This is a genomic window from Streptomyces griseoaurantiacus (assembly GCF_036189845.1).
GTDB classification, from domain to species: domain Bacteria; phylum Actinomycetota; class Actinomycetes; order Streptomycetales; family Streptomycetaceae; genus Streptomyces; species Streptomyces griseoaurantiacus.
Genome location: NZ_CP108326.1, coordinates 4227415 through 4239491, shown reverse-complemented (window position 1 = coordinate 4239491; position 12077 = coordinate 4227415). Strand labels below are relative to the sequence as shown.

Genomic DNA, 12077 nt, shown 5'->3' with positions numbered 1-12077 from the left:
GCACGGGGCCGGGCTGTCGTCGGGGGCGCGGGGGCAGCGCACGCAACCGTACGCGCCCCCTTTCCCGCCCCTGTCGCCGTGCTCGGGGTCAGGCCCCGAAGGCCTTGGTGTTCCCCTTGGCCTTGGCCCCGGCCAGCAGGTGGGGCGGCACCAGGTCCCGGGCCGGCTCGGTGTACCCCACCGAGACGATCCGGTCCCCCTGGAACGTGAACGTCGTCAACGAGGCGAGCGTGCACTGCCGCTTGCGCGGGTCGTGCCACAGCCGCCGCTTCTCCACGTACGACCGCAGGGTCCAGATCGGGAGCTGGTGGCTCACGCACACCGCCTCGTGCCCCCGCGCCGCGTCCTTCGCGGCGTGCAGCGCGCCCATCATCCGCACGACCTGGTCCACGTACGGCTCGCCCCAGGACGGCTTGAACGGGTTGACGACGTGCTTCCAGTTGGCCGGCCGCCGCAGCGCGCCGTCCCCGACGCCGAAGGTCTTGCCCTGGAAGACGTTCTCCGCCTCGATCAGCCGCCCGTCCGTGGCGAGGTCGAGGCCGTGCGCCTTCGCGATCGGACTCGCCGTCTCCTGGGCCCGCTCCAGCGGGGAGGCGGCGACGTGCGTGATGTCACGGGAGGTGAGGTGCTCGGCCACTCGCTCGGCCATCTTCCGGCCCAGCTCGGAGAGGTGGTAGCCGGGCAGCCGCCCGTAGAGGACGCCCTCCGGGTTCTCCACCTCGCCGTGCCGCATCACGTGCACGACGGTGATCTCGTCGCTCGTGTGGCTGTTGTCGCTGGTGCTCATGCGGCCGTGGCCTCCGCTGCTGCTCTGGCCGCCGCCGGAAGGGCGTCGGCGATCCGCTCCAGGGCCCGCTCGTCGTGCGCCGTCGACACGAACCAGGACTCGAAGGAGGAAGGGGGAAGGTGGACGCCCTGGGCGAGCATCGAGTGGAAGAACGCGGTGAAGCGGAACGACTCCTGAGCCCGGGCGTCCTCGTAGTTCCGCACCGGACGCTCGGTGAAGAACACGGAGAACATGTTGGAGGCGTTCTGCACGGTGTGTGCGACGCCCTCCTTGGTGAGCGCCTCGGTCACCAGCGCCCGCAGCCGCTCGGAGACCGCGTCGACCGTGGCGTACGCGGCCTCGTCCAGGAGCCGGAGCTGGGCCAGGCCGGCGGCGGTGGCGACCGGGTTCCCGGAGAGGGTGCCGGCCTGGTAGACCGGGCCCGCCGGGGCCAGGTGCGCCATGACGTCCGCACGACCGCCGAACGCGGCGGCGGGGAAGCCGCCGCCCATCACCTTGCCGAAGGTCATCAGGTCGGGCTCGACGCCGTCGACGCCGAACCAGCCGGCGCGGCTCGTGCGGAAGCCGGTCATCACCTCGTCGGAGACGTACAGCGCGCCGTTCTCCCGGCACAGGTCGCGCAGCCCCCGGTTGAAGCCGGGCAGCGGCGGGACGACGCCCATGTTGCCGGGCGAGGCCTCGGTGATCACACAGGCGATCTCGCCCGGGTGCGCGGCGAAGGCGGCACGCACCGCGTCGAGGTCGTTGTACGGCAGCACGATCGTGTCGCCGGCCTGCGCGCCGGTCACCCCCGGGGTGTCGGGCAGCGCGAACGTGGCGAGGCCGGAACCGGCCGCGGCGAGCAGGGAGTCGACGTGCCCGTGGTAGCACCCGGCGAACTTCACCACCTTCGCGCGCCGCGTGAACCCGCGCGCGAGGCGGATCGCGGACATGGTGGCCTCGGTGCCGCTGGAGACCAGCCGGACCTGCTCCAGGGGCGCGACGCGGGCGACCATCTCCTCCGCGAGCGCGACCTCGCCCTCGCCGGGCGTGCCGAAGGAGGTGCCGCGGGCGACGGCCTCCTGGACGGCCGCGATCACCTCGGGCCGGGCGTGGCCGAGGATCATGGGACCCCAGGAGCACACGAGGTCCACGTACTCCCTGCCGTCGGCGTCGGTCAGATAGGGACCGGTGCCGGACACCATGAACCGGGGCGTACCGCCCACGGCACCGAAGGCGCGGACCGGAGAGTTCACGCCGCCCGGCGTGACGGCCTCGGCGCGCGCGAAAAGAGTCTGCGAAACTGGGGCTTCGTACGGATAGCTCACATGAGCCATGGTGTCAGAGGCGTCGGGGATCCCGCGGACTGGTGTTTCGCCGCACGTTTCGGCGGGCGGCCGTGGGGGAGGTCACTGACACGATGATCGGGTTGCGCGGCGGGGACCACGAGTCCTAGAAAAGCATGCGGGTGGAGATATGCATCGCGGTGGCGGACTGGGCGAGGGGACCGATGACCGGGGTCCTCGGCGTGCCCGGCGGGGAAGGCACCGACGCGACGCGGAGGAGACGACGGAGCAGCAGCAGACGCGACAGACATCCCAGCCACCGCAGACGTCCCAGCCACCGCAGACCTCTCAGCCCTCGCAGCCCACGCAGTCCTCTCGGACGACGGGTCCGGAGGCTTCGACGGCGGAACCTGAGCGAATCGAGCGCCTGGCGCGTATGGATGGCATGGACCATGCGAACCGTAGGGCTGATCACAGGCCGGATCGACTCGGCGCAGGAAGCGGGAATGGTGGTCGGGTGGGGGTGACGTACAAGTACTTCGGCGCGCCCGACGGCGCCACGGCGGCCCGCGTCCCGATCTCGATGCGCCCCGAGGAACTCGGCGGGGACGAGCTCGGCATGGGCGGCATGTTCACCAAGATCAAGCCGGAGACCATGGCGGCCATGGTCCTCACCGGCATCGAGGGCGTCCCGCTGCACAAGGTCCCCCCGCTGGAGCTGGTGGTCCTGCACCCCGACTACGCGGTCGTGAAACTCCCCATGACGGTCGTCGACCCGCTGCGCGGCATAGGCGAGGAGGCGGTCGGCGCGGCCGCCTTCATCTGGTCCACGGTCCCCGACCGCGGCGGCCCCCGCGACGCCTTCAACGTCTACCAACTGCTGCACGAGTGGCAGGACTTCAGCCACCGCCTGCACGAGGCGGGGCACCAGCCGTACTGCCTGGTGTGGCCCTGATCCGAGCGGCTCCGCCGAACGTGGCAGGTCGTCCGACGCCCCCTCCGGGTGACACCCGGAGGGGGCGTCCGGCACTCGGGGCGGGGGCGCGCCGACCGGGCCCGCGCCCACGACGGCCCCCGGCGGCCCGCCGGTCGTGGGATCCCGTCACGCGGACGCGTCGCCCCCGTGACGTGGGCGGTGTCCGGTACCGGTGATGGCCGTCTCCACGGCGGCGAGGCGGTCGGCGAGGAGGCCGAGGGCGGCGACCGCGCGGGTGAGCTTGTCCTCCTCGGGGCCGCCCAGGGTGCGGGCGCGGACGTGGGCGGCCTTCAGCTCGGTCCAGCGGGCCGCCCGGGCGGGGGTGAGGGTGCCGCGCAGTTCGGCGAGTTTGAGCAGGTTGGCCTCGGCGCCCGAGGTGAGGGTCTGGGCCTCGGCCCGGTAGTGGTCCTCGACCAGCGCCGAGAGTTCCGCCTCGTTCATCACGGGCTGGATCCGCTGGGCGATCCTGCGCATGTTGCGGTAGGAGCCCTGGAGCCGGAAGGGCGGCTCGACGCGGGTGGCGTCGGTCTGCGCGGCGGAGGCGATGTACGCGGCGTTCACCGCGAGGACCGTGGCGCGGGCCGTGAGCAGATGGCGCAGGGTCGCGAGGACGCGCTCCAGTTCGGCCGGGGCGTAGGGGTGGACGAGCCGGTCCGCGCGGGCCGTGGGGTCCTTCTCGGCGAGGCGGAGCAGCAGGTCGAGGTCGGCCCGGTCGCGGCCCGCGAGCGGGGCGAGGACCGGGTTGGCGGTCAGCGCGTTCTCCACGAAGCTCAGGGCGAAGGCGTGCTCCTTGCCCGTGAGGACGTCGCCGAGGTTCCACACGTCGGCGCGGTTGGCGAGCATGTCGGGGACCTGGAAGCGGCCGCCCGACTCGGTGTAGGGGTTGCCGGCCATGCACACCGCGAACCGCTTCCCGCGCAGGTCGTAGGTGTGCGGAACGCCGTCCCTGACCCCGTCGACGCGGCGGGTGGCGTCGCACAGCGGGATGAACCTCTGCAGCAGTTCGGGCGAGGTGTGCTGGATGTCGTCGAGGTACAGGAGCGTGTTGTTGCCCGCCGCCAGCGCGAAGTTGATCTTCTCGATCTCCTGGCGGGCGGTGGCGTCGGGGGCCTCGGCGGGGTCGAGCGAGGTCACGGCGGTGCCGAGGGCGGGTCCGCTGATCCGCACCAGCATCAGGCCGAGGCGGTCGGCGACGTACTCCAGGAGCGTCGTCTTGCCGTAGCCCGGCGGGGAGACCAGCAGCAGGAGGCCGCCGGAGCCGGTGCGGTGGGCGGGGTCCGCGGTGCCGAGCTGCTTGGCGAGGCTGTCGCCGATCAGCGGCAGGTACACCTCGTCGATGAGCCGTCCGCGGACGAAGCCCGGCAGGACGCGCGGCCGGTGGTCGTCCAGTCGCAGCCGGGCGCGCTCGGCGGCGACGAGGGCGCCGCGGCGGGCGGTGTAGTCCTGGTGGCCGGGCACGTCGTGGGCGCGGAAGGCGCGGGTGCGGGCGAGGAGTTCGTCCACACGGACGGTGAGGGAGCGGTCGGTGAGGCGCGGGTGGGAGCCGAGCAGGCCGTGCACGGTCTCGGTGAGCGGGGCCTCGCCCGGGTAGCGGGGCAGCTCGGGGCAGAGTTCGGCGGCGACCGCCTCGGCGAGGTCGCCGGGTGGGAGGTCCGTGCCGGTGGCGGCCGTGTACGCGCTCAGCCATGCCTCGGCGAGCTGGTGACGGGCGCTCGGGCCGTCGAGGGCGGCGAGGTCCTCGGCGTAGGCGGGGCCGCCCGCCGTGCGGTGGAACGCCTCCAGCAGCGCGCGGGTGCCGGCGGCGAGGACGAAGCCCTCGGGGCCGGTGGTCAGCTCGTCGAAGAGGTACGCGGCGGCGGCCTCGGCCTGCCGGGCGGAGAGGGGCTCCGCCCGCGGAGCGGCGTCCGCGCTCCACTCGACGACGGCCCGCGCGAGTTCGGCGCGCAGGTCGGCGATGGCGGGCGCGAGGCCGAAGGTCTCCCGGGCGCGGGCCAGGGAGCGCGCGCGGCGGCGCCAGTCCTGCCGGGCGCGCTCGTCCGTGCAGTGCGTCCAGAAGAGCTGGGCGGCGGCCCGGGCGGCGGGCTCGTGGCGCAGCGTTCCCGCGCCCTCGTGCAGCCGCAGCAGGGCGGTGAGGATCGCGGTGGCGTCGTGGTCGTGGACGCCCCGCTCGTGGCCCTCGTCCCAGGCGGCCTCGGCCGCCTCCCGGACGAGGGCGGCCAGGTCGCCGGTGGCGGCGAGGGCGGCCGGGCCGTGCTCGTCGAGCAGCCGGGCGGCCAGGTGTTCGGCGCGGTAGACCTCGGGCGACTCCGAGGGCAGCAGCCGGTCCCAGTAGGGGCGGGTGGCCGCGAAGCCGGGGTCGGTGACGGGGGCGCGGTAGTCGGTGCCGGTGACGGCGAAGGCGAGGCCCTCGCCGTGCGGGACGAGGGTGAGGTCCAGGGGCTGGGTGGAGACGGCGAAGCGGTGGGCGCCCAGGCGCAGGGTGCGGCCGTCGTCGGTGTAGAGGTCGGTGCGGTCGCGCAGGGCGCGGGCGGCCTCCTGGCGGGCGGCGTCGAGGCGGCCGTCGAGTTCCTCCGCGCGGACCGGGTCGCCGAGCGCGCGCAGCTCGGCGGCGGTGCGACGGACCTTGGCGGGCATCGGGTCGGAGGCGAAGTAGGTCGTGACGGCGTCCGCGTCGGGCAGGGCGGCGGCGCGGCGGACGACGGTGCCGAGGACGCGCGCGGCGGACTCCGCGAGGCGTTCGGCGCGGCGGGCGCGGGCGTCGGCGAGGGACTGCTTGCGGGCGGAGAGCGCCTCGTGGATCTCCTCGCGCTTGTCGGCGAGCGCGTCGAGGAAGTCGTCGGACTCGGCGAAGCGGGACTCCAGGTTCTCCACCTGCACGAGCAGGCGGGCCAGTTGCTCCTCGCAGGCCTCGGGGGTGTCGGCGACGGCGAGCGCGCCGGTGACGGCCTGCCCGAGCAGCGCGAACTCGGCGGCGAACCCGGCCCGCCCCTCCTCGGCCACCAGGGCGCGGCGCCGGGCGTCGAGGACCGCGCGGGCCCGGTTGACGCCGCCGAGGGCCCCGGCGACGGCCTCCAGGACGGCGGTGCGGACGGTGGCGTCGCCGATGTCGAGCCCGGCGACGACGTCGGTGACCGCGCCCAGGCCCTCGGCCAGCCGGTCCAGCCGGGCGGCGAGCGGCGCGGCCTTGGCGGCGGTGGTGATCTCCTCGGCCTCGGCGGCGATCCGGTCGACGTCGGCGTGGGTGCCGTCGAAGGCGTCCGGGCGGGCGAGGTGGGTGACGGCCCGCCGGCCGAAGGCGGCGAGGTCCTCCTCGGCGCCGGCGGCCAGTTCCTCGATGCGGGCGGTGTCGGCGTACCGCGTCTCGCGCAGGGTCAGCAGGTGCCCGTGCGCGCGGCGCAGCTCGGTCAGTCCGGCCGCCCAGTCAGCGGCCCCGCGCGGGGCCTCGCCGCGCAGCCGGCGCACGACGGCGGTCAGCCGCGCCTCGGCCTCGTCGAGGGCGTCGGCGGCCTGCCGGGTCAGGGTGCGCACGGTGGCGAACTCGGCGAGCACCTGCTCGGCGGTCTCCCGCAGCCGGCCCAGCGGCTGCGCGAGGTCGCCGGCCTCCGGGTCGCCGAGCCAGTGGTGGGCGTCGGCGGTGCGGACGCAGGCGGCGGCCAGTTCGGCGTAGACCTCGCCGGTGGGCGTGGTCTCGGTGGCGGCCCGGGCCACGGACAGACAGGCGGCGATGCCCCGTACGAGGTCGGCGTTGCCGATGCGGGCGAGCGCGGTGCCCTCCCCCGCGCCGGCGAGGGCGGCGGTGCGGGCGGCCTCGTGGGTGTCGGACACGTAGGGCGAGGACCAGCGCTGCACGGGGTGCACCCGGGCCGGCTCGCCGCCGGCGCGCAGCAGGGTGAGCGTTCCGTCCTCGGAGAGCGCCCAGCCGCGGCAGGACAGCGGGGCCGCGACCTCCTTGCGGATCGTGTGGTACGAGAGCAGCAGGGTGCGGCCGCCGGCGGGTGCGCGGAAGGCGTACAGCACGTCCTCGCCGTTCGGGGAGCGCACCTCGCGCTCGAAGCGCAGGCCCTCGGTGTCGATCCGGTAGGTGCGGTGGGCGCCGGTGGCCAGGCAGTGGCCGCCGGGGAAGACGATGCCCTGGTCGTCGGGGAGACGGCGGCAGGCCTGCCCGATGCCGTCGAGGCGGACGACGGTCCTGGTGAGGGTGTTGAACACCAGGTACCGGTCGGTGTCCTCCTTGTAGGGGCGCACCCGCAGCAGGATCAGGGCGCCCACGCGGGCGTGGGCGATGTCCGCGTCGGCGAGGGCCTGGAGCGGTTCGTCGACCGGCTCGGAGTGGATGCCCTCGGCGGTCTCGGTGTCGTTCTCGGTCTTGACGGTGAGCGCGCCGCCGACGGTGGCGAGGAAGACCTCGCCGCCGACGGAGACGTGCGGGTGGCGGCCGAGGACGTGGTCCTCGCGGGTGGCGGGGGTCCAGGTGACGTCGTGGGCGGGCGGCAGGACGTGGTCGCGGTCGCCGCGCGCGTCGAGGAAGGAGACGCCGCCGTCCTCGGTGAGCGCCCAGCGCAGCACCCGGATGTCCTCGGCCTTCTCGCCGGTGCGGAAGACGGCGAGCAGCCGGCCCTCGACCCGGCGCAGCCGCAGCAGGGTCGCCTCGCGGTAGTAGCGGTACAAGGCCGCGAACTCCCGTACGAACGCCGGGTCGTCGAGCAGGCCCGGCACGGCGTCCTCGGGCAGCCGGGCGAGGTCGGGGCCGTGCAGCGCGAAGACGTCGCCGACTGTCGTCTCCCCGCGGCCGGCGGGCCCGGTGTCGTACCCGACGAGCAGGGCCGGGCCGATCGCGACGACGTCCTGCGGCACGCTCGCGCGGCCGGTCCGCAGCCGTTCGGTGCCGGTGAGTTCGAGGCGGGCCGCCCCGAACTCCTCGATCCGGCGGCGGTTCAGTTCCTCGGTGCGGGAGGAGAGTTCGGCGGCCTGGGCGAGGAGGCGGTCGCGGAGCAGTTCGTAGGCGCCGGGCGCCGCCGCCCCGGGGGCGCCCGGGGCCGCCGTTCCGCGGCTGCCTTCAGCCGCCGTTCCGAGGGCGCCGGGGGCCCTGGTGCGGGCTTCCTCGGAAGCCGCCGCGGCCGCCTCGGCGGGCGGGACGGGCGTGCCCGGTGTCTCGTGCGTGACGCTGTTCACCCCGGTCGTCATGGGGTTCCTTTCCGCGAGGGGACGCGCGTGCGCGCGTTCCGGAGCCGCCGTCCCCTGTGCGGCGGCTCCGGAGGATGAGGGGGCCGGGGCGTGTTCCGTGGGCCCCGGGTCAGGCGCCGGCGCTGCCGTTGAGGGCCGCGGCGCCGATCCCGAAGGACGTCAGCGGGGTGTCCGCGAGGCCCAGTTCGCCCGCCCGGTCGAGCAGCTTGCGCACCTGTCCGGCCTGCGCGTCGCCCGTCTTCATCAGCCGCATCAGCAGGGCCGACACGGTGAGGTTCTGCACGTCGGCCGTGGAGACCGAACCGAGGATGCGGCCCAGGTCGTCGGCGAGGCTGGAGCTGCCGTCCAGGTACGGCCCGACCAGCGCCTGCGCGGTCGCGGAGTGCTCGACGAAGCCGTCCACGCCCTTGCCCAGCGAGATGGAGGACATCAGCCGGTCGAAGAAGACCGACTCGCCGCCGACGATGTCGATGTCCGCGTTCTCGAGACCGGTGGCCAGCACCGTCGCCTGCGCCTCGGCGATCTGCCGCTGCACGTCCAGACCGGCCAGCCGGATGTCCTTCTCGGCCTCCAGCCGCAGCCGGTACTCCTCGTGGGCGCGGGACGCCTCGTCGAGCGCGGCCATCGCCGCCGCCTTCTCCGTCAGCCCGGCCGCCTCGGCCTTCAGCTTCTCGCCGACGCCCTCGGCCTCCGCGAGCGCCTTGGCCCGCGTGCCCTCGGCCTCCGCCCGCAGCCGTGCCTCGGCCGCCTCGGCCTCCGCCCGGCCGGCCTTGCCGATGACGTCCGCCTCGGCGTCGCGGACCTCCACCGCGGCCAGCCCCTCGGCCGCGGCCTCCGCCCGCAGGGCCTCCGCGAGCTTCAGCTTGGCCTGGGCCTCCAGGTCGGCGCTCTTCAACCGGGCCTCGGCCATGGTCAGTTCCTCGGCCGCGCGGTGGGCGGCGGCCTGCTCGGCGGCCTCCGCCGCCTTGATGTTCTTGACCAGCTTCTCCTGCGCCTCCGCCTCGGCGGCGATGATCACGGTCTGCCGCTGCCGCTCCGCCTCCTCGACCGCGCGGAGCTTCTTGATGGACTCCTCCTGCTCGGCGACCGTGCGGTCCACGGCGACCCGCTCGCGCACCACCTCGGCGATGTCCCGCTTCTCCGCCTCGACCTCCTTGGAGGCCGCGATCCGGGTCAGCTCGGTCTCCCGTTCCCGGGCGATGACCTCCAGCAGCCGGTCCTTCTCGATCCGCTCGTTCTCGATCGCGATGACCCGCTCCCGGTTCTTCGCGGCGACGGCGACCTCGCGGGCCTGGTTCTCGCGCTGCACCCCGAGCTGCTCCTCGGTGCGCAGGAAGGCGCCCTGCGCGCGCAGCCGCTCCTCCTCCACCACGCGGGCCGTCTCGGCTTCCTCGCGGGCCCGTACGGTCTCGATCTCGCGCTTCTGCTTGATCTCCGCGTCGACCTGCCGCCGCTCCAGCTCCAGGACGGCCTCCCGGGCGTCCACGTTCTGCCGGGTGATCTCCTTCTCCTCCGTGCGCTGCGCCTCGTTGGTGCGCACGTGCTCCACGGCCGTCAGCTCGGTGATCTTGCGGATGCCCTGGGCGTCGAGGACGTTGGCCGGGTCGAGCTGGGTGAGCGGCGTCTGCTCCAGGTAGTCGATCGCCGCGTCCTCGAGGTGGTAGCCGTTGAGGTCGACCCCGATGACCTCGATGATCCGGTACCGCAGTTCCTCGCGCTTGGTGTAGAGGTCGGTGAAGTCGAGCTGCTTGCCGACGGTCTTGAGCGCCTCGGAGAACTTCGCGTGGAACAGCTCCTGGAGGGTGTCGCGGTCACTGGCCCGCGCCGTGCCGACCGCCTGGGCGACCTTGACGACGTCCTCGACGGTCTTGTTGACCTTGACGAAGAACGAGATGCGGATGTCCGCGCGGATGTTGTCCCGGCAGATCAGCCCCTCCTTGCCGGCCCGGGTGATCTCGATGGTCTTCACCGAGATGTCCATGACCTCGGCGCGGTGCAGCACCGGCAGCACGATCTGCCCGGTGAAGGTCACGTCCACCTTGCGCATCTTGGAGACGATGAGCGCCTTGCCCTGTTCCACCTTGCGGAACAACCGGGAGACCACCAGTACGAGGAGCAGGCAGAGGACGACCACCGCGCCCAGGCCCACGATCATGGCATTCATCAGCAACGTCCCTAACGTTCGTCTTGGCGTACTCGGTGCTCTTGGCGTACTCGGTGTCTCGGCGTACTGGGTGTCTCGGCGTGCTCGGCGTCCGGCGTCCTCGGCGTCCTCGGCAGGAGGGGAGGGAGGGAAGGCGGGCAGCACGAACAGCGGTGCCGACACCTGCCGGTGTCCGGCATCGAGCGCTTCCGATGCGATTTCCCCTAGTCCATGATCTCGACCGTGCGCTCTCACCGCATTGCCGACTTCCGGCAATCTTTATGCTTCGTTTAGTGCCGGGCGCCCTCGGAACCGGCCGCCCGCCCCGCCCACCCGTCGCCTCCCGGAAAAGGCTCCGCCGTGCTCGTCGTGCGCTCCCTCGCCCTGTTCTCCCTCGCCGCGCTGTTCGAGATCGGGGGCGCCTGGCTGGTGTGGCAGGGGGTCCGCGAGCACCGCGGGTGGGTGTGGATCGGCGCCGGGGTGATCGCGCTGGGTCTGTACGGACTCGTGGCCACCTTCCAGAGCGAGGACCACTTCGGACGCGTCCTCGCCGCGTACGGCGGGATCTTCGTCGCCGGGTCGATCGTGTGGGGTGTGGTCGCCGACGGCTACCGTCCCGACCGCTACGACATCCTGGGCGCGCTGATCTGCCTCGCGGGGATGGCGGTCCTGATGTACGCCCCGCGCGGCGACTGAGGAGGCGCGAGGGCCTCACCCACCGGCGCCCGGCAGCGGTGCGACCACATCGACGTGTGTCAAAATAGAGGCATGTCCCACACGACCGAGCCCCCGGCGCCGTGCTGCCCGCCGCTCACCGAACGGCCCTTCACCGCGGAGGAGTCCGAGAGGGCCGCGCGGATGTTCAAGGCCCTCGGCGACCCGGTACGGCTGCGGCTGTTCTCCTCGGTCGCCTCGCACGAGGGCGGCGAGGCGTGCGTGTGCGACATCTCCGACGTGGGCGTCTCCCAGCCGACCGTCTCCCACCACCTGAAGAAGCTCAAGGAGGCCGGTCTGCTCGCCTCCGAGCGGCGCGGCACGTGGGTGTACTACCGGGTCGAGCCCTCGGCCCTCGCCGCGATGGGCGCTCTGTTCGGCGCCTCCGGCCGGCCCGCGACGCCGTGACCGCTCACGGGGGCGAGGGGCCCCGCACGGCCGCCTTCCGCCTCGTACCGATGACCGCCGCGCACGCGGACGAGGTCCTGGCGATCTACCGCGCGGGCATCGAGGAGGGCGATGCGACCTTCGAGACGACCGTGCCCGACTGGCCGGCCTTCGACGCGGCCAGGCTGCCCGGACACCGCTTCGTGGCGCTGGACGGGGCCCGGGCGGACGGCTCGGGACCGGACGGCTCCGGGACCGGCGGCGACGGGCCGGTGCTCGGCTGGGTCGCCGCGTCGAAGGTCTCCGACCGGCCCGCCTACGCCGGTGTCGTCGAGCACTCGGTGTACGTCCGCCCGGACGCCCGGGGCCGGGGCGTGGCCTCCGCGCTGCTGCGGGCGCTGATCGCCTCCACGGAGGCGGCCGGGATCTGGACCGTGCAGTCGGGCGTCTTCCCCGAGAACACCGCCAGCCTCGCCCTGCACACCCGCCTGGGTTTCCGCGTCCTCGGTGTGAGGGAACGGATCGGCCGGCGGCACGGGCGCTGGCGTGACGTCGTCCTGGTGGAGCGCCGCAGCCCGGTGGTGGACTGAGGGCCCGGAGCGGGGACCGCCCCGGGCCGCG

The 12077-nt window shown here is 74.0% G+C and carries 8 protein-coding genes; 4 read left to right on the top strand and 4 right to left on the bottom strand.

All coding sequences use genetic code 11. From position 1 onward, the window contains the following. Positions 1-88: 88 nt before the first annotated feature. Positions 89-787 (bottom strand): histidine phosphatase family protein, encoded by a 699-nt coding sequence (locus OHB09_RS18870; protein WP_328922287.1) that lies wholly within the window; start codon positions 785-787, stop codon positions 89-91. After that, positions 784-2103: a glutamate-1-semialdehyde 2,1-aminomutase gene (hemL, locus tag OHB09_RS18865; RefSeq protein WP_040894404.1), complete on the bottom strand. Its 1320-nt coding sequence runs from the start codon at positions 2101-2103 to the stop codon at positions 784-786. Before hemL ends, OHB09_RS18870 begins: the two co-directional genes overlap by 4 nt. Positions 2104-2242: 139 nt before the next feature. Between hemL and OHB09_RS18860 the strand changes: the two genes are divergently transcribed. After that, complete coding sequence (locus OHB09_RS18860; protein ID WP_176945022.1) at positions 2243-3007, top strand: hypothetical protein; 765 nt, start codon at positions 2243-2245, stop codon at positions 3005-3007. Between the two features lie 147 nt (positions 3008-3154). Here the strand turns inward: OHB09_RS18860 and OHB09_RS18855 are convergent, their stop codons facing one another. Together OHB09_RS18855 and OHB09_RS18850 are read right to left on the bottom strand one after the other, a co-directional pair. Continuing rightward, positions 3155-8212, bottom strand: a complete 5058-nt coding sequence (locus OHB09_RS18855) for a DNA repair ATPase (RefSeq protein ID WP_328922286.1) — start codon at positions 8210-8212, stop codon at positions 3155-3157. 109 nt (positions 8213-8321) lie between these two features. Further along, positions 8322-10376 carry a flotillin family protein gene (locus OHB09_RS18850; protein WP_040894406.1) on the bottom strand — a complete coding sequence of 685 codons (2055 nt, stop codon included), beginning with the start codon at positions 10374-10376 and terminating at the stop codon, positions 8322-8324. Positions 10377-10715: 339 nt separating this feature from the next. On the opposite strand from OHB09_RS18850, the gene OHB09_RS18845 reads away from it, so the two are divergent. The 3 genes from OHB09_RS18845 (at position 10716) to OHB09_RS18835 (ending at position 12046) form a co-directional block, all read left to right on the top strand. Beyond that, on the top strand, positions 10716-11051 hold the full coding sequence (locus tag OHB09_RS18845) for a YnfA family protein (protein WP_006138923.1): 336 nt from the start codon (positions 10716-10718) through the stop codon (positions 11049-11051). Positions 11052-11123: 72 nt separating this feature from the next. Continuing rightward, the gene (locus tag OHB09_RS18840) at positions 11124-11477 is read left to right on the top strand and encodes an ArsR/SmtB family transcription factor (RefSeq protein WP_167793092.1); all 354 of its coding nucleotides are present in this window, start codon (positions 11124-11126) and stop codon (positions 11475-11477) included. Between the two features lie 50 nt (positions 11478-11527). Continuing rightward, positions 11528-12046 carry a GNAT family N-acetyltransferase gene (locus OHB09_RS18835; RefSeq protein WP_191854583.1) on the top strand — a complete coding sequence of 173 codons (519 nt, stop codon included), beginning with the start codon at positions 11528-11530 and terminating at the stop codon, positions 12044-12046. Positions 12047-12077 lie beyond the last annotated feature (31 nt).